A 24,397-nucleotide genomic window follows, 5' to 3' on the forward strand; every position below is an offset into this window, starting at 1 on the left:
AGGTCAGTTACCAATCTCATTGTTCATTCATTAAAAAGCCAAAATTATCTATCATTATTTTTCCGGGTCCATTGGAAATGTATACTGTAATCTCTGTTATATTTTCAGATTGAAAAGCTCTGTTGTTCTCTTGAAATTCCTCCATAGGAAATTCATAAGTTTGAAAAACCGGTGCTTCCGATTCCTCATACTTCTCATCTCTCATAATATCATCAAACCATGGCAAGATCGTGTATTGTGTTTCAATTGGAAAATTCACCGGTCTAAATGGATCTGCTGTAACAAGAGACGCTTCTCCATTATCGGAAGTCATTTCTATTTCGATTACTGGCGTTTCTGTTTCCTCGCGCGCTTCTCGTTCCATATCCAAACTAGTTAGCGATAACTGAAAGCTGTCGAGGTTTTCTGAGAAAGACTCGGCTAGAAAATCCTCCTCTAATTCAATCGTGAATTGTGCTTCTTCTTTCCATGCCATTTCTACCCCATTTACTCCTTTGTTTACATCCCTGCGATCTTCAGCCCGATCAATATCCCAAGAATGGAAGCCTTCTTGCTCTACTTCAACTCCATCCATATAGTGGATTTCCTCTTGACTTTGATTAAAATCAGTAAAAGTCACATAATTTCCATCTTCAAACCGAGTGATATACTGATTATTAGGCAACCAATCTTGACCATAACGAACGTCACGAAATAAATCCCGGTATTCCTCCTGACCAAGCAAGGTTGTTTCAAGGAAGGCAGAAATATACACTTTGGCCACCTCCTGTTGCGCTTCTTCATTCATCATTTGTTGACGATTTAAAAAGATCCCTCCTGGAAGTCTCATATCCATTCGACCCCAGTCCGTATTGAATTGACTGTGATTCGCTTCCGCAATATACACAGATGCTTTAAAACGATTCGATACTTCATAGAAATAAGATCGTAAATATTGCCGATCTCCCTGGAAGGTGTTCACGTCTCCATCCCGGGATCCTTGCAAAAGTAAATAATTTACTTCTTCTAACCTGGCTCTCTCATCATCCACTGTTTTATCCGTTGGGGCAATGCCAACCACCGATTCGATATGGATATCTTCCATTCCTGAGAGAGTAGTATCCTCTTCAAACCACTTCTTATAATCGGCGACCATGGCAGCTGCTTGTCCACCTCTTGAATGACCAACTATTGCTACCTGATCAAAATTTATACGATTATAAAAAGGATTGTCTTCTTCTTTTTCATAGTCTTGGATTTGCTGCAGATGCTGCATTAAAACCCATGCCCTCATTTTCATATCATCATTCGGAATGCCCGACCATCCTGAATAGTTCAAGAAGTTTTGATCAACGGAGACAGCAATAAAACCTCTACTAGCTAGAAGCTCACCTAAATATTGATATCCTTCATCGGAAAAGTGCTCCATGCGATGATTTCCATGCACCATAAGCACTAGTGGGAATTCCTTTTCTCCTTCAGGCATCCAAACTCGTCCATTTAAAGGCAATGCAGTTTCATCAAACCCCCAAAAAGATTCTTTTCTTCCACTCCACTTCGTAATATATTCAGAAGCATCCACTGATTTTGAAACAATTCCAACTTCTTCCCCGTACTCGCTGCGACGTTTATCCGTGCCACTTCCGAAAGTAAAGAATGAAAACTCATTCTCTCCCATTAATCCAGGATTTTCTAGTTGCAAAGGTTCGAATGGATCATTCTCAGAAAATGAACGTTGAATTTCACTTTTATCACCAGATACAATGAACGCTGTTACAATGAACAATACTGAAATGGGTATTAATGAGACAATAAATTTCTTCTCCAGTTTCCATGTACTACGCGTATAAACAGCTACAACAATACCTAGAATCATCCCTACAACAGGAAAACTAAAACCAATTACTACTGAAAATAAAGGACTTAAACTTTGTGCATCAAGAATAAAGTAAACTAATCCTCCCGCATACACTAAACTGCCAAGTAATAGCCGTGGTACAGGTACGTACATAAAAGAAAGAAGCGTCGCAAGAACAACTGCAGCGATCATAAAAACAAAATTATTGATGATAAAATAGATGATTAGATCAATTAATGTACCAATACCTGTTGGGTTTCCAAGCCCCGCGAGGATGCCACTAACGATTACTGATATCCAAACTCCGATTGTCGTCATCCGCCAAAAGTAAGTGTCGTACTCAAAAGTACGTTGTATTCTTGATTTCATCCATAAAGAAATTCTTTTCAATTTATTCTTCGTTATCCATCTGCTCATGCTCATTAGTATATATTTACTCCTTAATTTGCTTGAAATGATAATCAGTTCTACATTCGTAGTACTAAGAGAAACTATTATTTATTCTGTCATTATACCAAACCAAACTGCTATCAGGAAAAATGAATTTAGTAAAAGTTTGTTTCCCCAAAAAAATAAGCACCGACGCTGAAGAACCCCTAACTGATTTAGAGGTACTTCAAGCTTTGTGCACTGCAATAAAACTTATAAATTTATTTTTAAACCCGTTTATTAATTTGAAAATTATCCTCTAGAAGCAACCAATTTTGAGGGAAATCCCATCCGAGAACCCAATAATATAAACCTCTCAAGTCGAATTCTTTCACAAGGTCAAATTTTGCTTGGATACTTCTTGCATCTTCAAACCAGACTTCGTGCTCATCTCCTTGTTCGTCAACATAAGTGAAAAATGGAGATTGTGCTTCCTCGTCGTATTCTATCACAGCATTATAAGTAAGAGCTAATTCAATCGCTTCTTGATGATCGATCGCTTTAGCACGTGTTTCCCCTTGAACAAACGGTAACGTCCAATCATATCCGTAAAGTGGGATGCCCATCATTATTTTTTCATTTGGCATGACAGATGCCGCATATTCAATGACTCTCCTTACTTCATTTATGGGTGCGACAGCTCTAGGTGGCCCCCCTGTCCATCCCCACTCATAAGTCATTAAAAATACAAAATCAGCAATTTCTCCATGAGCTTCATAATCATGACCTTCGTATAAAACCCCAACCATATCTTCTTCAACCTGTGGTGCAAGTGCACTTGATAAAAAGTATCCTAACTCGTCTAACCTTTCTTTCGCTCGCCTCATAAATTGATTGTAGGGCTCTCTGTTGACTTCCCCTAAATACTCTAGGTCCATATCTAAACCTAAATACCCTTTTTCATTCATGATTGCTATCGCTTCGTCCAACATTCTTTCTTGTAATTCTTCACTCTGCAATATCGTCGTCACCAGTTCAGGACTAAATTGCCCATCTTCAATATTCGTTATAACCATTAATGGAACAACACTATTTTCATAAGCAGTATTAATAATCTGTTGATCTTCTATCGACGTTAGGCTGCCATCTTCATTTAATTCATAGCTGAATACCTGTACAAAGGTTAAATAATTACCTACTTCACCTAATACTTCTGGTGATTCTGCTCCCGTTATATTTATATCTACGTATGCCCCAACATCAATTGCCTGATTTTGACGGTTCATTCCAGGAATATACAAACGAGATCCTACAGGTACAAATGCTGGATTTACAATATTGTTCATTCTCAGTAAATGTTGTAAGGAGATATGATATCGTTCACTAATCTGTTGCAAATTTTCCTGTGTCCCCATCCAATGAAACCTGCCAGCCACAGGAATAACCAACGCTTGCCCTACCACTAGTTGTTCCGGGTCCGGCAATTGATTCGCCTCAGCGATCGCGAGATAATTCACACTATACGTTTGAGAAATCGACCATAAAGACTCACCATTTGAGACTACATGAATCTGCACTTTATCATCCTCCTACAATTTCCTCATATCATTTATATTCCGGAACAACATTTAATATGAACTGGTTTCCGTAAAATTTTTTATAATGGGATAAGAGTCCCAGAGAAACAAAAGGTGTGGATTCAAAAGCCTCTTTTCTAAAATGAAACAACAAACGATTAACTGCCAAAATCTAGTTCTTCATGCAATCCTTATCAAATGTGACACATGAATCGTTCGATGGTATAATACGAGAGTTGTTTTTGCTCGTAACGTCATAAAATAAAGGTGATAGCCATGGACTTTACCATACAATACCTCTCTTTTTTCGTCTTGCAAGGAGAGGGTCAAGGAGATCAAGGAAACAAATCATTTAAACATTATCAAACACTGGATGAAGAGACATACCTAGACCACCCATTAAAAGATTTCCTAGATGGAGAATTAATGAAAATTACTAAACGTAAATCAGAAAGAAACCCAAAATCAGAGCAAGTTCCTACTAAAATAGGTCACTTTGTTGTGGAACCTGGCTATGAGTTGGATACAAATCCTAACTATAACTTGTTTCAACGATTGCGTTTGGCAAATGTCCTAGATGAATTCAAAGACCATAGTGAAAAACTAGTAAGATCTTATTTAGAAACGAGCTCTATCAGAGCGGGTGCTATGCTTGTAATTCGTGCAAAACTAGACAAATTTATGGACGATCCGTTTATCTTTATTTTAAAATGTGATTTTGAGCCAAAGGTTGCCTCAATCACAAATGAACAAACATTAATTCAGCATGTTGAAATGGCCATTACCGCTAAGAACATGAAATCCATCCAATACCCTTACATGCCTGAAGAAGGCATGCTCGAGGAATGGGAGCTGAAAATCCATCAGTCCTCTCACGCACGTTATTTTGAGGACTTCTTAAAATATGTAGAATACAACCGGTCGATGGTGGAAATCATTCGAGATAAAGTCGTCGAAACTGCCCAGCAATACATCGCTGAAACATATGAAGAAAACAGTGAAGAAAGAGCACAGGAAGAAGAATCGATCGAAGCATGGTCAAATACACCTGAACGTCAACTGCAGGAAAAATGGACAACTGAGCAAGTCGTAGAGGCTTCTTACCCGATCATTGATCATCAGCCTGAGGTCGAGTTAAAGCTTAAGTTGGATCACATGGAAGTAAAGGCTCTCTTATCCGATTTCAGTGACAACCTTCATATTGCTAAGGTAAATGGGAAGTATGTAATATTGATTGAAGGAGAAGCATTTTCGTTTGATAAAAGTGCGTCACCTGTAGAGTTTTTACAGCCGGATTCGTTGGAGAATGTGTTGAAGAGGATTGGGAAGTAGCGGAATTGGTGGTTTTAGTGACCAAAAGTGTGACCAATTAGATATAGTTAAAATGTTGTTACGAAGGAGTTTTCATAAGTTTTAGTGACCAATAATGTGACCACGAAAATACAAATAAAAACCCTGTTGTCGTAAAGGTTTCCTATACATTTATAATAATAAGAAGTGGATTTCCGCTTCTTATTTTTTATATACGAGTTATTAACTATTGACTAATGGCTGGCATGGATATAATTACGTTACAGGAACTCTTCTGACATTCCAATTTGAGGATATGATCTAAAATAACGATCAGAGGAATACAATTCACTTAATACAATGGATATTTAGGAATCGGTTAACCACATGAAAACTATATATATTAATGTACATGATATTATTTTCAATTGATTGTCCTCAAAAAGAGTCCTCTTAGGGCACTCTTCCTTTATTATTCGCTAAAACCCCACCCTAATGATGTTCAATATATGGATTATAGAATTGAAGTATGTGTGAATAGAAGATCTAAAAAATAACTTTCTATTTCATCATCTATCATTGAAAATGCTTCATTTTTAGCTACAATTAAATTGGAAAAGAGACCCCTTAGGGAGTCCCTTATTTGACTAACTTGTTGATACTCTTTGATTAACAAGCTGAGACTTTGATACTTCTCTATCCATTTATCGTTGATAATGTTTGTCGAAGTCTGGATTGAAACTTCTTTTCGTCCTTTGTACTTTCCTTCTGCTTTTGCTATCGCAATGCTTCACGCTGTTTTCGAGCATATTTTCACGTTCAAAATCATTAATAGCACTAATCATCTTTAACATTAGTCTGCTGTTGCGTCAGTTAGTGATATTTTATCTTACTCGATACCTCAAGATCATAAATTGGAATTCATAGCTTCTTTATCCTAGGGAAAATCAGTGGAATGTCGCCGGATATTAAAAAAGAAGCCACAAAATATATGAAAATGATCCTTGATTTTGCCGAATCACCCTTCTTACGAAGGTCATGGGGTCACTTATCAACATACTTTATGGCACATTAATTCTACCATATTTAGTCGATTTTAAAAATAATGATTGTCCCACATACCTTTTTCATAGTCAGAATATAGCTGAAAAAGTAGAATAATAACATGGATGACCGGTCGTCCTTCGGAGTAACTTGTTCTGAAAGAGAGTATTACTGGTGTAAATCAATAGGTATCTGTAATAATATCAGCCATTGCTTGACTTAAAAATCCACAATCTTATAAGGAATCCGGATTTTTTGTTCTTTATTTTACTGTTAATATCACACGTTGATAATGCTTTAATCCATGTGCACCGTCATCTTCTACTTCTGCAATAATATGAATCGTGTCCCCAGAATTAGCATCTTCAGGTACAGTAAAGGTCACTGTGTCTGTATCGCTTCCTGAAAGCTCAATTGTGTTAGTTACTTCACCCTCGGCTAAGTTACGGTGAAGGCCTAATTGTAGGTCTCCTGCCATTTCTTTTTCAACTTCTAATGGCTCTACATTTGAATCTTCATACGTATCTACTTCAAAATATCTCCACCAGCTATAAGTTAAGTTGTCACCATCTGGGTCAGCAGCGTTTGCATGAAGCGTTATTTCTTGCCCTTTTTCCACTTCTAAATCTAATCCTTCTTCGACTGTAAGTGTAGGATTATGGTTCGCATCTGCATAGTCAGACTCAATTATCCAGTCTGCACGTGCTGCAAAATCATCTTGAATATCATCAAACCAGCGCATTAATGAATACTCTGCCTCATAGTGCTCTGTGTATGGGTTATAATCTAACACTGTATTTTTAAATAGTTTGTCCCTTTCTGCACCAAATCGGCCGCCCCATCCTCCGTATGAAGGATTTTCTAAGCTTCTCAATCCGTTATCGATTAAATAGAAGAATGATGGTGAGTCACCTTCAGAAATGAAATCATAACGATTATATTGTGGATTGTTTTCAAGATATTCTTCACTACCACGTTGTTCCTCTGGTAATTCTCCTTCGATGATGTTGCCATCGCCCATTAACGCATACATATCTAATAACTTTCCATGACCTTTAATATGCTCGTTATTCCAATCACCTTGTAGTCTGCTATTTACTTCTTCTGTATGAAATTGCCAAGCATAAGCAAAATGCCAGAAGTTAGATCGGTCATTAATAATTCTAATCTCCGGCCACTCTTTTGCAATATAAGATCCATAGCTATCATCCTGATCTAATATGATATATAAAATTAACTTATCACTAACTGCTTGTTTAATTTCTTCCCAATTTTCCATGCCTTCATATTCTTCTTGGATAGATTTCAAAGCTCTTGCAGTAGTATTTGTTCCACCCCATGTTTGAACATATAAATCGCTTTCATCCTCATTTAAGAATAATTCTTGTAGGAACTCCGATCCTTCTGTTATTTCTTCCATTTCACCTACATTAGAAATGTTACCTATTTTTGTATTCTCACGTAAAAATTCAGGTTCAGGATAGCCCTCTGCATGTGTTGTTAAGTTAGGATATGCTTCTTCATAAGCATCAATCATTTCGAATAACCACTCTGTTCCTGTCCATCTGAACGGATCGATTCCTTGCTCTTCATCACCAGCATAATGATACATGGAGCTAGTAAGAACAATACCTTCTAATTCCATTTCATTCGCATACAAAAGATAACGAAGGACAGAGTTCATATCGTCCACTTCTCCATCTGTTGTAATAACCGTACGAGCCTTAGCATTTAAAGTCTCCTCTGTTCCTTCCGTATCCTCATTCACTTCACTATTTTCGATGTTAACGCTTTCTTCATTGGTAGCCGTATCTGTTTCACTGTTACTATTACAACCTGTAATGAAAAATACGCTAAGTAGCAACATTAGTAAAAGCTGAGTACTTTTCTTCATCTTGTTCTTCCTTTCTATTTCATAAATTTAATATAGAAGTAGCAATCAAGACATAAAAAAAACCTAAATCAAGGCAAATTTTACATTTGCCTTGATTTAGGTTATGCCCATTCGGTAACATTCCTATATCATGTTGAGATTATACCAGACATTAAAAACGGTTGCAAACATTTTAATAGACGTCTAATACAGTCTTGAACTAAATCATAATTAACAATAAATTAGATAGTAACATGCTAAATACTAGATTTACCAAACCTTGTAAATAAATAATGCAAAAGGTAATATGACTCTGGGATAACCCCCGTTCAACAGCCTTCATTTTATATTCTTTTTGATAAATAGAACTCTGTTGATTTGTTCATATCAATATCCTAATAGATGCTCGCTTCGGTATACGATAAATTTCTTTCAAGTCGAAAGGCTCATATCAATGCTCGAATAAATTATTGACCGATTGGCCATGTTGATAATTAGATTACGAAAAATGCCTATCTCCATGTAACCCATGAAAAAAACTTTCCATAAGTTTAAACAACTTATGAGAAGCCTCTGTTAAAATCACATTGTTAAGGAAGTGTTAGCATTTCAATCTAACCTTACTCAAAAACCAAATCATATAATGGGTCGAGGGGCAACTTACATCATGCCGCCCATGCCTCCCATATCAGGCATTCCGCCGCCGGGAACTGCCTTCTTCTATAAATAATTGATATTATAGGGGTTACTGTACACTGGAATACCCAAAGGATGTTCCGTTCTATCTCCCTTTAGTTGTTTCATTTGCTTTTTTTGAATACATTTCGAATAAAACGGACAGTTTGATTCATTCTCAGTTTGTTTGAACCTTTAACTAAAATCGTTGAATTAGCTTCAAGTTTATGCCGTAATACTGCATGGAGGGTTTTTTTCGATGAAAAGTGCTTTACACATGTTGATGGAAATCCAGAATTAATGGCACTATCGCCAATCAATTTTGCTTTAGAACCTACCGTAAATAAAAGATCTATCTTTTTCTCTGCAATATACTTTCCAACTTCTGTATGCCCCTGAACAGAATACTTCCCTAAATTAAGCATGCTTCCTAAGACAACAACTCTTTTATGATCACTAATGCTTTCAACAAGAACATCTATAGCTGCTTTAGCTGAATGCGGATTAGAACTATAGGTATCATCAATTACTTTTATTCCTTTGCCGAGATGAAAAAGATTAAATCTCCTTTTCATTTTGTGAAATCTTTCTAACCCTTTTTTTATATCCTCTGCATTAAAACCAAGCTGATGACTAACAGCAATAGCGAATAGAGCATTTGAAATATGATGAAAACCGAAAATAGGAATAAAAAACGAGTATTTTTTCCTATCGAGATTTGTATCAAAGGTCATTCCTTTATCAACATATTGAATATTAGAAGCAAAATAATCTGCTTTTTGTTTATAACCAGTTTTGACTATTTTTCCTTTAAAGCCAGTATATAGTAGTCTAGAATTTGGATCATCAGCATTTAGAAACAAAATTCCGTTTTGTTTCATACCTTTAATCAACTTAGATTTCTCCTTAGCAATGCCCCTAACTTTACCTCCAAAATAGCCAACATGAGCAGTACCTATATTTGTAATCACACCGATTGTAGGCTTAATAGTATTACAATGTTTAGTAATACTGCCTTTACCACCCATACCGTATTCTAAAACAATTCCTTGATGCCGTTTTTTAATTTTTTGTTTATGCTTTTGAGTTGCCCTATAATGGTTTAAATTAGCTCTACTTTTATAAATATCCCATCTTTTTTTAAGAATAGAAGCAATCATTTCCTTTGTTGTTGATTTTCCTGCACTACCAGTAACAGCAATGATTGGTCTTTCTTTCAAGTTTTCACCTTCACTTCTTTTTAAACGAAATATTCTTTAATTTATAGTTAACTCTTATCTTTGTTGATTTTCCATCTCTTTCTATACGCATTTATTCTGTAATACATCGTTCTATCTTTTAATTAAAGATAGGATATTTTTTAGAAGAATAATAGACAAATGTTTCACTGTTTCAAAGTCTATACTCTGCTTATTCTTGATATTAACGTTTTATAGGAACTAGTTTTTACTGAAGACTTTTTAATAGCTTCTTTTTTCTACAAACCTTCCGCCCCATGCTAACCATAAATTAAATTATTTTTTTATTTTCCCGGCGGATATTCTTAATTCTCCGATACATTGTTTTATCATTTAATTTATAGAAACTTTTTATACCGGGACATAAATTCCCCTCGATAATCCATACGTGACCCTCTCTATCTATCCCAACGTCCAAACCCATGATTGTTTGTTTTTTCCAATAGGAAGCAAGTTCTTTTGTTGCAATCAATACGACTCGTTCTATTTCCTTCATTATTTCTTTTCTATTCCTTGCTATATCATCATTTGCTTTTCTTAAAGCAGAAGTTACTGGAAGGATTATTCCCCCACCTGATCTATCGTTCGTTACCACAAAACCTTTTCCAGCCACCTTTGATACCATCCCTGTTACGTGCCACTCTCTCGACTCCTTTCGCTTTTGCACAATCACTCGGATGTCAAAGGGTTTGTTTTCATAGGTTGCAAGGTCAATGTACCTTTGAACGATATACGTTCGTTGAAGAATATGTTTTCGGTTTCTAATAAACTTCTCAATATAAGCAAGAGTTTCTTTCTCACTGGTGAAAATTATCTTTTTATTTTTTAAATGAATTTCATATTGGGATTCGCCTAAACGAGAGACCTTTAATATATTCCTTCCTTTTCTTCCTATTACTGGTTTCAAGACGACTTTATTGTATTTTCGTAAATAGTTCCATAGTATTTCTGGCGTGAATTTAGCCGTTTCCGGTAAATGGGGTTGTACCTTTATATTTTTCATCATAAGCTTATGTTTTTTCCACTTACTTCCTCCAGTGTATCTCAAAGTTCTTCCTCCCTCTATTTTAAAGTGCCTATCTCTCATTTACCTTGCATTGCTTTTGAGTCCTTAAGGTACCGTCTCAAACTTACACACCTTTGTTTTAACAATATATGTCAAGAGTGTAAATGCGAAATAATGAAGGTAACCACTTATACAAAATTAATGAAAAGATACATGAAGAAAAATAGTAAGGAAACAGTACAATAAGGAGAGTCGATCGAAGCTTGGTCTGATACACCTGAATGCTAGCTGCATAGCTGCAGCAAAAATGGACAACAGAGCAAGTCGTAGAGGTATCCTCCCCGATCATAGCATCAGCCCGAGTTCGAGCTTAAGCTCAAATTGGATCAGAAGTATAGGCTCTGTTATCGGGTTTTAGTGAGAACTTACACATCGCTAAGGTAAATGGGAAGTATGTAATATTGATTGAAGGAGAGGCATTTTCTTTTGATAAAAGTGCGTCGCCAGAGGTGTTTTTGCAAACCGATTCGTTGGAGAATGTGTTGAAGAGGATTGGGAAGTAGGGTTTACACGAGAGAAAGAGTTGTTTTTATGACCAAAAGTGTGACCACTCTCACATACTCAAAATGTTGTTATAAAGCATTTCGGTTTATTACTTGTTTAATAGGAAAACGGTATCAGGTACCATCAGTGGACAGTTTGTCCATAAACAGTATCTGATACCTTCCCCCTAATAATAGATTACCTTCTATGCTTATGCTCTTGTACGGTAGTTTAGATTATGATTCTTTAACGTTTTATCTTTTCCAAATAAAAAGTGCTTTTCCATATCTGGTGAATATTTAGAGTTAATGGTTTTGTTGCCTGTTGCTTCTGCTACTGCCCTCAGCATGGCAGGTGATGCTCCACAACAAAGGCCAATATAATTAACACCAATATTTTGTGCTTCTTTTGCCCAATCCGCTAATTCATACCGGTTATGGTAAAGAGGATCTAACGATGTTGGGAAAGTTGTTTCAGTTGGCAGGGAACAACTGCATCCTCCATCAGGTAAATTAAAGAATGTGGGGTGTTCTTCAGTAGTTCGGTATGGAATTGGTAATCCACCGACAAAACCTTTTACCTCTTCTCTAATTCTCCTTAGGTATGGCTGCATCGTATCTGGGCCACGGAAACAGTTCATTCCTACAACTAACGCACCTTTTTCTGAGAGAATTTTACAGGATTCTTCTACCGTATAACCCTCTCGCAATATATTCTCGCCCATCAACCCTAATGTAATAACTGCTGGCAAGTCTTGTTTCTGAATTTCTTCTAATGCTATAACAGCCTCTTCGTGGTAATAAAAGGTTTCAGCATGTATAAAATCAACCTCTTCTTCTTTACACCACTTTACCATCTCCGCAAACATACTTCTTACTTTTTCCTTAGATTCGAGATCTTGAGGATCAAAAATATTCGTATTAGAAATGTTACCTGCCACTAATGCTTCCTCTATAGGATGTTCTTTTGCCACTTCCTTCGCCAAACGGATTGCACTTCGATTTAATGGCTCAAGTAAATGTTCTTTACCTATAATTCTCATTTTTTCACGGTGGGCATTATATGTGAAAGCTAAAACTACATCTGAACCTGCATTCATATAATCTCGATATGTTTGTTTTAAAACCTCTGGGTTTTCCAAAGCTACATCGGGTACGAAAGAACCTGCTTGTAAATATCCTCTGCGTTCCATTTCAAACAAATACCCTTCTCCTACAATGACGGTGCCTTCTTTTAATCTTTGTTCTAAACTTCTTTTCTCCACTACCATCTAAACCCTCTCCCTTTTTTAATCTAAGGTTAGTGTAGCAAAGAAATAGTAATATAACATAACACCTAAAGTCTATCGATTGCCATAGTTTTAAACTATAATACATTTAATTCATCGGCAATCGTTTCTTTTAAATAGTTAATATAAATCGTTGCTAGCGGGCTGTTTGTGACATCCTTATGTGTAATATAGCCAATCGCGATTCGCTCATCCACATTTAAAGGAAGCGCCACAATATCATCATCGTTGATATCATAACTAATTACTCCTGTTGAAATCGTATATCCGTTCAACCCTATCAGTAGATTAAATAAAGTAGCTCGGTCACTCACGCGAATGTTTTTTGGTCTCGAAACCGTGCTGAGTATCTCCTCAGAAAAATAAAATGAGTTATAATCCCCTTGTTCAAAAGATAGATACGGATAAGGAATTAAATCATCTAAGGACACAGATTCCTGAATCGCAAGTGGATTGGTAGAACTTATAAACACGTGCGCCCTTGCTTCAAATAGGTCATGAAATATCAAATTTCCCTCTCTTAGAAACTTACAAATCACCTGTCGATTGAAATCATTCAAGTATAAAATTCCAATTTCACTACGAAGGTTTTTTACATCATCAATGATTTCATACGTCCTTGTTTCTCGGAATGTAAATTCATATTCATCACGATTATAGTCTCTTAGAAGTTTTACAAATGCACTGACTGCAAAGGCATAATGCTGTGCTGATACAGAAAAATGCTGCTGTGGTGATTCTGTCGCATTGGTATAGCGATTTTCAAGCAATTCTGCCTGCTCAATGACCTGTCTTGCGTAACCTAAAAACTCCGCCCCCTCTGGAGTAATGACAATTCCCTTATTCGTACGTGAAAAAATCGTAATTCCCAATTCTTTCTCTAATTCTTTAATTGCATTGGATAGACTCGGTTGACTAATAAACAATTGCTGTGCTGCATAACTAATCGATCTGTTCCTAGCCACTTCGATTACATATTTTAATTGTTGTAATGTCATCTACTTTTCCTCCCCGCTCCCATTACATAATTTTATCTTAGCATAGACAGCTTGGGAAGAATTTTAAACACAACTAAGCACTATCTGTGGACGGTTGTCCATAAACAGCACCAGGGAACATTAACCCTACCACTTTTGTACTGCAGAATGAATGGGGACTGAAAAACCATCAATCCTCTCATGAACGTTTATCCGAGGACTTCTTAAAATATGTAGAATACAACAGGTCGATGGTGGAAATTATTTGAGATAAAGTCGTTGAAACGATCCAGCAATACATCGCTGAAACATATGAAGAAGACAGTGAAGAACGGGTACAGGAAGAGGAATCGATCGAAGCATGGTCAAATACACCTTGAACGCCAGCTACAAGGAAAATGGACAACAGAGCAGGTCGTAGAAGCCTCTTCCCCTATCATTGATCATCAGACTGAGGTCGAGTTAAAGCTCAAGTTGGATCACATGGAAGTTAAGGCTCTCTTATCCGATTTCAGTGACAACCTATACAATTCATTTTCTTCAGGTCGATCTTATCACTTAGTAAACTTCTAAAAAATATCAAATACATTCCTTAACCCTCTTCCTACACCACGTATCAACCAAATAATTAACCTGAATGGAAGTAAAACCAATTCCGGCAACCAAAATAAAAAATCTACAATAAAATCTAAAATTGAATACTTTTCATTATTTTTCTTTCGTCTCGTTTTTATTTTCTTTCTATTCCACCATTCTTTCATGTAAAGCGTCTCCCCCTTTACTATTTAAAATTACAATTTTGTTTAAGCCCCTCTTTTTATCACCTTCCATTCATTTACCAGTATTTTAACATAAATATCCATATTTAATCTAAAAAACGTAGTGTCTTTTTTTCTATTTTGTCGCTTTTGTTATTAAGGAAGGTTGTTTCTTGGCTTGGAAAAGCAAAAAACACCACTCATTAAGAAAGGGTGTCCACACAGACTATTTTTTGCATCAATAACTCGAAGTAGCGAAGGCGGCGACTCCAACAGGAAAAGCAATAGCTGAAGCGTTGCCCGCGGAAAGCGTCCACCTAAAGCGTATTCGAGCATTCTGTTCGATGAAAATACAATCTCTCTTACTTCAATACCTTTACAAACAATTAAAGAAATTATTTTGGTTCCTCAAACTCTATCTCAATTTTACTCCTGATGTCGATATTTTTTAACGCTTGGGAAGCTAAATGATCGGCTTCACGATTCTGTTTTCTTGAAATTGACTCATACTCCGGTCTTATGCCTAATTGTTTGAATTTAGCTTCAATCCGATCTGCCCAATTGTTCAAGACTTCCTCTGTACACGCCCATTCGCCGTTTAATTGATTAATCACAACTTGTGAATCTCCAATAAATTGAACAGGTAAATGATGAACTCCCAGAAGTTCCAGCTCTTGTAAAGCGAGATGAAGAGCTGCGTATTCAGCCTCATTATTCGTCTCAAGCTCTAATATTAATGCGTTTTTTCTAAGTCGAAATGATTTACCATTTTGTTCAAAATAAATCGCACAGCCTACGCCTGATTTTCTTGTATCCCGTTCAAAACCACCATCAAAATAAACAGTAACATTATGGGGCTCGGTTTGGATTTCCTCCATAAACTTTTTTAGTTCCTTTAAAGACCATGTAGTGTCTTGGCTATCAACAAATGTTAAATGTTGGATGCGACCAGTTCTTTCGAGATCTTCTGCAATTAAAATCGCTTTACCGGCACGCATCTCTTCCGAACTAAAAGAAGTTTCCAGTCCTTTGGGTGTTTTATATGTTAACTCAAATCTAACATTCATACTAAACCACCTTATCTAGGTTTTATTTATAGATTAGAACATACAATCAATTATGTCCATTGTTCCCTTCAAGATGGAGAATTATTTCTCTCTAAATTTTAAAAAATGACTTGGAAGAAACCAAGTCATTTCGTGAACTTTATCTTTTTCGCTTGAGTTACCTCTGATTTTATTTCCTGAGATGCCTTATCAGGTGATTCCGCTTTGCTAATAGCTGTAATCACGGAAACACCATCAGCACCTGCTAGAATAACCTCCTGAGTTCTCTTCGCATTGATCCCGCCAATTCCTACAATTGGAATCGTGTAACCAAGATCACGAATTTGTTCAATTAATGTTGTTCCTTTAACTTCCTTCGCATCTTTTTTCGTTTCTGTCGCATAAATAGGTCCTACACCTAAATAGTCTGCTCCGCCGGCTACTGCCTTTTCCACTTCTTCTAATGTATGTGCTGAAATACCAATGATTTTATCAGGAAATTCACGTCTCACATACTGTAGATCTTCATCGTCTTGTCCAATATGAATTCCATCAGCATCCAATTCTTTCGCTAGTTCTAGATCATCATTAACGATAAATAAAGTATTATTTTTCCGACAAATAGCTTGTAGTTCTTTGGCAAGCTGTCGCTTTTCAGTCCCAACGAACGCACCCTCTCCTTTTTCCCGAAATTGAAAGATAGAGACGCCTCCATTTAAAGCCAAATCTAACGTTTTTTGCGGAGAAGTTATACAATTTTGGCTCCCCATAATAAAATACACGCCAAGTGCTTCTCGTAATGTTTCATTTTTAAGATTACTCATCTAGATTCCCTCTATTCAGCTGTCTGTTATATGCCCAATGATTGGTAGGTCCATGGCCTTGTCCAATATTTAAATCTTCTGTTATCGCAGCCTGAGTAAACATAACCGCTATTCTTACGGCTTCTACGATTTCCTTTCCCTTTGCCAATTCAGCCGCTATTACTGCTGAAAAAGTACATCCTGTCCCATGAGTATTCACCGTATTTTTTCGAGTATTTTTAAATTCATAGAACTCTTCGCCGTCGTAAAAAAGATCAATTACGTTTTCGCCATCTTCTGCGTGCCCGCCTTTAATAACGACACTTTTTGTACCCATCTTAGAAAGGCTTACTGCGGCATCTTTTCGATCCTTTATTGTAACGATCTTTGCACCTGTTAAAACTTCAGCTTCCGGTATATTAGGTGTAATGACTGTTGATAGCGGTATTAAATCATGAATAATTGCGGTTACCGCTTCATCTTCGAGTAATTTACTACCACCTTTTGCAATCATGACAGGGTCAATCACGATATTTTTCCATTCATAGTAACGTATTTTATTTGCAACTCCCTTAATAATTTCACTTGAAAATAACATGCCTGTTTTCAAAGCATCTACGCCTAAATCTTCACCTACAGCTGTTAACTGTGCTTCCACCGCTTCCACTGTCATTGGATAAACACCATGGACTCCAAGTGTATTCTGTGCTGTAACAGCAGTTATCGCTGACATACCATATACTTGTAATTCTTGGAAAACCTTAAGGTCAGCTTGGATCCCTGCTCCTCCACCACTATCTGAACCCGCAATTGTTAGTGCGTGCTTCACGTTCATAGCTTCCCCTCCTCTCTTTTGAATCACACTTCTTTAACGAGTAAGTGTTTTGCGATTATTTCGGAATTAATATTGTTGAGTTGATTTAAAAATTCTATTTGAAAAGAACCAGGTCCTTTTTCTCCACCTCTTGTCATGGCTCTTTCTGCTGCAATACCATAGGTTGCCAATGCAGCTACTGTGCCAGTTAACAGATCCTTTTCCGTAGAGATAAAAGCTCCAATTACAGCGCTTAACAGGCAACCAGCCCCAGTAATTTTGGATAACATCTCGTGTCCATTTTCTACTAAGTAAGTCGACGTTCCATTTGAAACGACATCTTCTTTTCCTGTAATCACTACTGTCGTGTTAAATTGCTTGGCAGCATTTTTTGCTAAGTCTACTTTATTTCCGCCGGTTTCTCCAGCTTCTACACCTCTTATTTCCCACTGCTGTCCAATCATGTGAGATATTTCTGCTGCATTGCCTCTCAGCACAGTTACCGCTATTTTATCCATCATGTTTCTGGCCACCTTTGTACGGTATGGCGTTGCTCCTGCTCCAACAGGATCAAACACTACTGGGATACCTTTTTCATTAGCAGCTTTGCCGGCAAGCACCATGGATTTCACCTTGTTTTCATCCAATGTTCCTATATTTAAAATGAGTGCTTGTGCGTTACTTGTCATATCTTCAACCTCTTCTTTTGCATGGGCCATTACGGGTGCAGCGCCGAGCGATAAAAGACCATTTGCGGTGAAATTAGTCACAACCTCATTGGTTATATTGTGGATTAGGGATTTACGTTCTCTTAATTCGTTTAAAATTTCTGCAATTTTTTGATTATTCATTTTCATTCTCCTCTCAATTTATGTAATAAGAAAAACGCATAGCCGTCTTTTATTAAATGCAGCGTCAGCTTCCACCGCCATTTTTTTAAGTATCAAGGATGGGCTTCCCTTGATACGCGCGGTGTGTAGCTGCCATCTTATCTTTTGAAAACAAAAAAGCTTCCTCAGTTAGGAAGCGGGTAAACGCGATACTTTATGAACTAACTAATTGTAACCTATGTTAATTCGATAAAGGAATCATCCACTTTCCTACGCTGGTATCAACCAGATCAGGTTAAAAGGGTTAAGGTAACGCACCTCTCTCAGCTAGATAAAGCACCCCTAGTGTCTCTTATTCAATTGAAATTTTCTCCATGTTAGCATAATACTTCTTTTCTTACAACGAACTCGCTGTACTCTTATTATTCTATTTAGGTAACTATTGGACTTCCTAATATCATTATACAGAAAAAGCTAGCTTAGAAGATATCTAAACTAGCTTTTCAGAAACATTATTAATTAACTCGGACAACAACTCCGCTGAAATTATCCGCCCAATATCCGCTATTCATATTAGCAACTGCAACTCCTGTTGAACTTTGAGAACCAATAAATTGGCCTCCACCAATATAAATACCTACATGTCCATTAGTTTTGTAAGTATTAAAAAATACTAGGTCTCCAGGTTGCTTATCACTACTAGAAATTCTTTGTCCTGCATTAACTAATCCACCAGTACTAGCAGGTAGTGATTTACCGACTTGCGAGAATGACCAGCTTACAAAAGCTGAGCAGTCAAAACGACCATTTGCTATATCAGAGGATGATCTCCCTCCTCCAAAAACATAGGTTGAATTCCCAATGTATTTACGTCCAACTTGGGTGACTGACCCACCATAGCTTGAAGGAGCAGGCGCTGCCTTTGTTTCACTTGATGAACTTTTACTTTTATTATCAGTATTAGTTACTGTTGTATTAGTGTTTGCATCTGAAGCAGAAGCAACATTTGGACTTGACGAAGAATTAGTGTTACTCTGAGTTGCTGCCGCCTCTTCCTCTGCTTGTCTTGCAATCTCAGCTTCTTCTGCCTTTCTTAAGTCTTCTTGACGTTGAATTTCAGCATCAATCTTAGCCTGTATTTCTGCTTCTTCTGATTGAAGATTACTATCTTCTTCTAACAATCTTGCCATCTTTGATTCAATTTCAGCTTCTTTTGATTTTAACTCGTTTTTAAGTTCATCGTTACGTTGGTTTTGGTCTTCTAAATGATGTTTCATTCCAACTAGTTCTGTTTGCAATTCTTCAAGTTCATCTAATTTCCCCTGAACGGTTGCCTGTTTTTCTTCTAGTTCTTTTTGGTTGATCTCTAATTGTTCAATAAAATCATTATCAGCTTTAGCAATTCGAGTGATTGTAACAGAACGAGTAACAAAATCTCCAAAGCTGTCAGCGCCTAATAGAACTTCTAAATACCTGGAACTGCCACCATTTTTTTGGTAAGCGTTCGCACGGTCTTTCAACATTTCAAATCGAATTTCAATATCATCTTCCAATTCTTTGATTTCAACTTCGAGTTTTTCAACTTCTTTTTCTGTAGAGTCCACTTCTTCATTTGTATCATCAATCGTTTTTTGGTTCGCAACCAAAGCTTCATCAATACTAGCAATCTCATTATTAATCTCATCTAAATCACTAACTAATTCCGCTAACTCTTGCTCAGCATCTGATAAACCCGACTGGATTATTGTTCTTTCTTCTTTTATAGTATCTAATTCAGTATTTGCGAATACATTAGGTATAACTAGCAAGCTACCCATACCAATTATGAATGATAGTCCCAATATTTTTTTCAACATTCTTCCCCCTGTGATTTGCTGTGTTGGATAAGCGACTTTTGACTTATGTCTTCTGTTTGAATTAATTATGTAATAATAACAATGATGTTTACTATAAATGTCCTAATTCATAGCTTTAGAATAATTATTTTTCTGTATCACTAGATGAATAATATCATCCTAAGATAACAGTTGTGTAATAGAAATATTACAGTTGTGTTTCAATGTAATAAAAAGAAGACCATCTGACTATTAATAAGCTATTCTGTCACATCATACAGCTTTTTACCTACCATATAACATGAAACACCAAATTTCTTCAGTAAAATCCTTACATTCTGCCTATGAACTACTAGTCTAATATTCAAAAAAAAGACTAGTGAGTTATCACTAGTCCCTCTTATATCTAGTTATGCAGATTCTTGCTTTTCTTTTCTCTTTTTCAGAAACAGTTCCCGACGTTTTTTCATCCCCTTCGTTATATAGCCACCTTTGAAATTCCGAGGCTCATAAGAAGCGACAAACGCCTTCTCTTCATATTGATCAATTAATCGATAGAACTCTTTTTCACGATCTCTTCTAGATGTACAATAGAGTAAATATCTATCGGTATCGATTCCCTCGACAGAAGAAGTAGATACACTAAATCCAACTTCACGAAGTCTATTTATTAATTCCTGGTTCTTTCTTGGAATGTTTGCTTCAATGGATACATAACCAATAGCCAGTTTTTCTTCAATTAATGCTCCTAAATATAAACCAACACCAAAACCTAATGCATAGGCTCCCATATTGTAATAATTTGATAAGTCACTTAAAACGATTCCTATTGCAACCACGTAAATCATACCTTCTAAAATACCAAGTCCAGAAGCCTTACCTTTTTGAGACTTTACCATCATTATAGTACGTAACGTGAAGATTGGCACATACAAAAGTTGTGCTAAAAATATTAACAATGCTTCTAATAACATAACATCCACCTCTTTCTAATTCCAAAATATATTCTATACAGAGAATAGAGAAAAAGATATAGTTTTCATAAAAAAGTTTTCGAGAAATTTTGGCAACGACTTTTCGGTCCGTTTTTAAATGTAAATTTGCCAAACATTCTATTTTTGGCGGAGCTGTTTACCTGCTACTTTCTCAATTAGAGATGGAAATAGCTGATAGAGTTTCGAACCTATCCCCATCCACAAAGGTAAATTAAGTTCTCTTTTAGGTTTATCTATGAGTCGAACTATTTTATGAGCAACAACATAAGGATCAAGCATGAATTTCTTCACACTTTTTTCATACTGTCCGGTTTTATCTGCATGCTCAAAAAAAGCAGTTTGGACAGGGCCCGGATTCACAACACTAACGTAGATCGGCTTATCATGAAGTTCCATTCTTAAGGCATTAGCAAAACCCAACACCGCGTGTTTACTAGCTGAATATGCACTTGATTTCGGTGTAGCCAGTTTTCCTGCTTGTGAACCGATAAAAATTATTTGTCCAAAACCTTTTTCAAGCATACAAGGAAGAACTGCTTTCGTACAGGCAATCGTTCCTAAAACGTTTACCCGAAACATTGCTTCAATATCATTTATGTCCGCATCCTCTACAAGATCAAATTTGGCGAAGCCTGCATTGTTAATTAATGTCGTTATCATCCCAATATTTTCATAAATGTGCTGGAAAGTATAGTGGATATCTTCTGTATTAGACACATCCAATTTATAAAAAGGGACTGTTATTCCTGTTTCATCAAAAATAGCTTCGGCTACTTTTTTTAACTTATCCTCTGATCTGGCTAGCAAAATTGGAGTGCCGCCTCTTCTCGCAACCTCAAATGCCATCTCTTCACCTATTCCTCCCGAAGCTCCTGAGATAGCTACTAGTTCATCTAAAAGTTTCTTTGTCACGCAGACAACATCCTTTCTTATATTCAAGTTGGTTATATTATAATTGTCAATTCAACGTTAGTCGAAAATAATATATTATTTCAAGTTGACATACTTCTTAAGCACATCCATAATAAGGAGAATTTAAATAATCAGAAAGTTTAGAAAAGGTGGAATCTTAATGACATTGAATATTACAATGATTGGTGCTGGTTCTATGGCTGAGGCACTAATCGGTGGTTGGGTAAAAGATAGCAAGGTCTCCCCTGACAGCATTATGGTCACTAACTATAGCAATGATTTTAAACTTCAAGAGCTTAAAAAGAAATACGGTATTTCAATATCTAGATCGGTAGATGAACTCTCCGAACATGCTGATGTTGTTTTCTTAGCATGTAAACCAAAAGATTGGGAAAAAGCCTTAGATCCCTTTCGATTTACCATGAAGCAAGGTACTCCATTAGTGTCCGTGATGGCAGGAGTAACCATACAATCCATGGAAAATTTCTTTGGGGATCATGCTATCCCAGTCATAAGAAGTATTCCAAATACTTCTGCCATCGTTCAAGCCTCGATGACTCCTTATTCAATCGGAAAGTGGATCAGCCTAGAAAACAAAAAAGCAGTAACGCATTTGCTTCAATTTGTTGGACAAATCGCAGAAGTACCTGAAGAGAAGATTGACGCGATGACTGCTTTAACAGGTACTGGACCCGCTTATATTTATTATCTAATGGAATCAATGGAAAAAGCCGCCGAGAAAATTGGCATCGATCCAGAATTGGCTCGTCACCTTGTTTCGCAAACATTACTAGGCGCTAGTATTCGGGTGCAAGAAAACGTGTTCTCCCCAAAGTCACTTTATGAGCAAATCATGAGTCCGGGTGGAACAACAGAAGCAGGATTTAACGTACTGAAGGAACGCGGCGTTCAAGATGCTATGGTCGAATGCATTGAGAAAGCTTATGAACGTTCACAAGAGTTGGGGAATAAGTGAAACCAAAGTAAAGGCTGGAAAAACGAACTCTAGGCGAATTCAAAGCAACAATCTAAAAGAAACATCTTTTATTTAATTGAGCATCACCACCTCCAATGATGAAAACATTGGAGGTTTCTTCTTTTATCCCATTCAAGTAAAATTGAAGAGTATTTGACTATTACACAATCAAATGACCTTCGGAGGAAATTATAATGACAGAAGAAAAACCGCAAAAAATCTGGAAACATACATTGCATAAGATTGTAGAAAGCACTCTTTTCATCAGCATCATTATCACGTTAATAGTAATAAATGCAATTATAGTAGGCTTAGAAACCTATCCTACTATTTATGAGGAATACAGCTCTTGGTTTTGGGCTGCTGATACTGTTCTTCTATGGATTTTCACAGTCGAAATAGCTTTAAGGTTACTGGCAGCGCCAAGTCTAAAACAGTTTTTTAAAAACAATTGGAACTGGTTTGATTTCCTCATAGTTGGTGCCAGTCACTTATTTATAGGGGCACACTTTGTCACCGTCTTAAGGGTCTTACGTGTTTTGAGAGTATTCCGTGCTATTTCTGTCATACCATCACTAAGAAAACTAGTAGATGCCTTGTTAATGACTATTCCGGCTTTAGGTAACATCTTGTTATTAATGGGAATTATCTTTTATATTTTTGCAGTTATCGGAACAATGCTTTTTCAACAAGTCGCGCCAGAATACTTCGGAAGTTTACAATTATCACTTCTTACCCTTTTTCAGGTAGTCACTCTGGAATCTTGGGCAAGCCAGGTTATGAGGCCTATTTTTGCGGAGCTCCCATGGTCGTGGGTCTATTTTGTGAGTTTTGTATTAGTCGGCACCTTTGTTGTCTTTAATTTGTTTATAGGCGTTATTGTTAACAACGTAGATAAGGCAGAGAATAATGAAGAAGAAACTGAAGACACACATGCAGAAGTGAAAGAATTACGTAAAGAAGTAAAAGAGCTCACAGAACTAATTAAAACCGAATTCTCCAAAAAGTAAAGATGCCCTCACTTCAATATCTGATCGTTTATTTGAAATATAAGTATTCTTTTAGAAAACACCCTTAAAGCAGTTCCAATTTTTTTAGTGAAAACCAATAATTTTATAAATTATCTTGCTAAAAAGAACATTATTTTTATTCAAGAATAATGTTCCTCTATAAAGAATATGCTCTCTGACATTGCATCCAACAACTATGAAATCGGCGTATTTCCACGGTATATAAGCAAAATTGATATAATATTCCGTTTATTAAGGATGAAGAAAATATAACCAATAAGGATCGATTGTTAGATTATCTAACGAAAATTATTTCCTTCTAGCTATTCCATGATATAGTATGAAAAACGATGGAGAAGGAAGGGGTTCCTTTGGCATTTTCGTACAAAGACAAAAAAGTTATAGGAATAGGTATTGTCAGTGAGTTAACTGGTTTATCTGAACGTAAAATTCGATACTATGAAGAAAGAAAACTTATATTTCCTGATCGAAGTAAAGGTGGTACGCGAAAGTATTCATTTGATGATGTGGAAAGACTCGTAGATATTGCGAATAAAATGGAAGATGGTATGCAGACTTTTGAGATTCGCCGCGAAGAAATGAAGAAAACAGATGTTCGTGATAAAATGCTACGTGGACAATTAAATGCTGCATTTAAAATCAGAAAATAGTTTGTGCTCTGAAAAATGTGACAATGTTTT

At 36.5% G+C, this 24,397-nt stretch carries 22 protein-coding genes and 1 riboswitch; of the genes, 7 read left to right on the forward strand and 15 right to left on the reverse strand.

The window, feature by feature from the left end:
- Positions 1-16: 16 nt before the first annotated feature.
- The gene (locus CEF18_RS11105) at positions 17-2,260 is read right to left on the reverse strand and encodes a poly(ethylene terephthalate) hydrolase family protein (RefSeq protein WP_110936536.1); all 2,244 of its coding nucleotides are present in this window, start codon (positions 2,258-2,260) and stop codon (positions 17-19) included.
- Positions 2,261-2,493: 233 nt separating this feature from the next.
- Entirely contained in the window at positions 2,494-3,783 is a 1,290-nt protein-coding gene (locus tag CEF18_RS11110; RefSeq protein WP_110936537.1) for a glycosyl hydrolase family 18 protein, read from the reverse strand.
- Positions 3,784-4,059: 276 nt separating this feature from the next.
- On the opposite strand from CEF18_RS11110, the gene CEF18_RS11115 reads away from it, so the two are divergent.
- The gene (locus CEF18_RS11115; protein WP_110936538.1) at positions 4,060-5,115 is read left to right on the forward strand and encodes a DUF3900 domain-containing protein; all 1,056 of its coding nucleotides are present in this window, start codon (positions 4,060-4,062) and stop codon (positions 5,113-5,115) included.
- A 1,264-nt stretch (positions 5,116-6,379) separates the two neighbouring features.
- Here CEF18_RS11115 and CEF18_RS11125 read toward each other — a convergent pair.
- The 3 genes from CEF18_RS11125 to CEF18_RS11135 form a co-directional block, all read right to left on the reverse strand.
- Entirely contained in the window at positions 6,380-8,011 is a 1,632-nt protein-coding gene (locus CEF18_RS11125; protein ID WP_223292287.1) for a DUF1593 domain-containing protein, read from the reverse strand.
- A 779-nt stretch (positions 8,012-8,790) separates the two neighbouring features.
- Positions 8,791-9,885 carry a UDP-N-acetylmuramoyl-tripeptide--D-alanyl-D-alanine ligase gene (locus tag CEF18_RS11130; protein ID WP_110936539.1) on the reverse strand — a complete coding sequence of 365 codons (1,095 nt, stop codon included), beginning with the start codon at positions 9,883-9,885 and terminating at the stop codon, positions 8,791-8,793.
- A 289-nt stretch (positions 9,886-10,174) separates the two neighbouring features.
- On the reverse strand, positions 10,175-10,951 hold the full coding sequence (locus CEF18_RS11135; protein WP_183040895.1) for a YheC/YheD family protein: 777 nt from the start codon (positions 10,949-10,951) through the stop codon (positions 10,175-10,177).
- A gap of 359 nt (positions 10,952-11,310) precedes the next feature.
- Here CEF18_RS11135 and CEF18_RS27170 point away from each other — a divergent pair, with 359 nt between their 5' ends.
- Complete coding sequence (locus CEF18_RS27170; protein WP_223292373.1) at positions 11,311-11,472, forward strand: DUF3898 domain-containing protein; 162 nt, start codon at positions 11,311-11,313, stop codon at positions 11,470-11,472.
- A 191-nt stretch (positions 11,473-11,663) separates the two neighbouring features.
- Here CEF18_RS27170 and CEF18_RS11145 read toward each other — a convergent pair whose 3' ends face one another.
- Positions 11,664-12,722, reverse strand: a complete 1,059-nt coding sequence (locus CEF18_RS11145) for a homocysteine S-methyltransferase family protein (RefSeq protein WP_183040894.1) — start codon at positions 12,720-12,722, stop codon at positions 11,664-11,666.
- A gap of 95 nt (positions 12,723-12,817) precedes the next feature.
- Positions 12,818-13,738, reverse strand: coding sequence for a LysR family transcriptional regulator (locus tag CEF18_RS11150; RefSeq protein WP_110936541.1), 921 nt, complete (start codon positions 13,736-13,738; stop codon positions 12,818-12,820).
- 158 nt (positions 13,739-13,896) lie between these two features.
- Between CEF18_RS11150 and CEF18_RS27020 the strand changes: the two genes are divergently transcribed.
- Both CEF18_RS27020 and CEF18_RS11155 read left to right on the forward strand, forming a co-directional pair.
- Entirely contained in the window at positions 13,897-13,986 is a 90-nt protein-coding gene (locus CEF18_RS27020; RefSeq protein ID WP_317624110.1) for a DUF3900 domain-containing protein, read from the forward strand.
- Between the two features lie 43 nt (positions 13,987-14,029).
- Positions 14,030-14,290, forward strand: a complete 261-nt coding sequence (locus tag CEF18_RS11155; protein ID WP_223292374.1) for a DUF3898 domain-containing protein — start codon at positions 14,030-14,032, stop codon at positions 14,288-14,290.
- On the opposite strand, the gene CEF18_RS11160 is transcribed toward CEF18_RS11155, so the two are convergent.
- The 8 genes from CEF18_RS11160 to CEF18_RS11195 all read right to left on the reverse strand — a co-directional run bounded on the left by CEF18_RS11160 (position 14,287) and on the right by CEF18_RS11195 (position 21,710).
- On the reverse strand, positions 14,287-14,478 hold the full coding sequence (locus CEF18_RS11160; protein WP_110936542.1) for a hypothetical protein: 192 nt from the start codon (positions 14,476-14,478) through the stop codon (positions 14,287-14,289). The genes CEF18_RS11155 and CEF18_RS11160 overlap by 4 nt on opposite strands.
- A 392-nt stretch (positions 14,479-14,870) precedes the next feature.
- Positions 14,871-15,542 (reverse strand): ribonuclease H family protein, encoded by a 672-nt coding sequence (locus tag CEF18_RS11165; protein ID WP_110936543.1) that lies wholly within the window; start codon positions 15,540-15,542, stop codon positions 14,871-14,873.
- 125 nt (positions 15,543-15,667) lie between these two features.
- Positions 15,668-16,345 carry a thiamine phosphate synthase gene (gene thiE / locus CEF18_RS11170; protein ID WP_110936544.1) on the reverse strand — a complete coding sequence of 226 codons (678 nt, stop codon included), beginning with the start codon at positions 16,343-16,345 and terminating at the stop codon, positions 15,668-15,670.
- Positions 16,338-17,159 carry a bifunctional hydroxymethylpyrimidine kinase/phosphomethylpyrimidine kinase gene (gene thiD, locus CEF18_RS11175; RefSeq protein ID WP_110936545.1) on the reverse strand — a complete coding sequence of 274 codons (822 nt, stop codon included), beginning with the start codon at positions 17,157-17,159 and terminating at the stop codon, positions 16,338-16,340. Before thiD ends, thiE begins: the two co-directional genes overlap by 8 nt.
- A 23-nt stretch (positions 17,160-17,182) precedes the next feature.
- Entirely contained in the window at positions 17,183-17,989 is an 807-nt protein-coding gene (gene thiM / locus CEF18_RS11180) for a hydroxyethylthiazole kinase (protein WP_110936546.1), read from the reverse strand.
- A 229-nt stretch (positions 17,990-18,218) separates the two neighbouring features.
- Positions 18,219-18,322, reverse strand: a riboswitch (TPP riboswitch).
- Positions 18,323-18,483: 161 nt separating this feature from the next.
- Positions 18,484-19,821: a C40 family peptidase gene (locus CEF18_RS11185; RefSeq protein WP_183040893.1), complete on the reverse strand. Its 1,338-nt coding sequence runs from the start codon at positions 19,819-19,821 to the stop codon at positions 18,484-18,486.
- 392 nt (positions 19,822-20,213) lie between these two features.
- On the reverse strand, positions 20,214-20,777 hold the full coding sequence (locus CEF18_RS11190) for a DUF2179 domain-containing protein (RefSeq protein WP_110936548.1): 564 nt from the start codon (positions 20,775-20,777) through the stop codon (positions 20,214-20,216).
- 138 nt (positions 20,778-20,915) lie between these two features.
- Positions 20,916-21,710, reverse strand: coding sequence for an SDR family NAD(P)-dependent oxidoreductase (locus tag CEF18_RS11195; RefSeq protein WP_110936549.1), 795 nt, complete (start codon positions 21,708-21,710; stop codon positions 20,916-20,918).
- Between the two features lie 160 nt (positions 21,711-21,870).
- Between CEF18_RS11195 and proC the strand changes: the two genes are divergently transcribed.
- The 3 genes from proC to CEF18_RS11210 all read left to right on the forward strand — a co-directional run bounded on the left by proC (position 21,871) and on the right by CEF18_RS11210 (position 24,367).
- Positions 21,871-22,686 (forward strand): pyrroline-5-carboxylate reductase, encoded by an 816-nt coding sequence (gene proC, locus CEF18_RS11200; protein WP_110936550.1) that lies wholly within the window; start codon positions 21,871-21,873, stop codon positions 22,684-22,686.
- Between the two features lie 194 nt (positions 22,687-22,880).
- Positions 22,881-23,696: an ion transporter gene (locus CEF18_RS11205; protein ID WP_110936551.1), complete on the forward strand. Its 816-nt coding sequence runs from the start codon at positions 22,881-22,883 to the stop codon at positions 23,694-23,696.
- A gap of 350 nt (positions 23,697-24,046) precedes the next feature.
- Entirely contained in the window at positions 24,047-24,367 is a 321-nt protein-coding gene (locus CEF18_RS11210) for a MerR family transcriptional regulator (RefSeq protein WP_110936552.1), read from the forward strand.
- Positions 24,368-24,397: the final 30 nt, after the last annotated feature.

It is taken from the genome of Salipaludibacillus neizhouensis, from assembly GCF_002886185.1.
Classification (GTDB): domain Bacteria; phylum Bacillota; class Bacilli; order Bacillales; family Salisediminibacteriaceae; genus Salipaludibacillus; species Salipaludibacillus neizhouensis.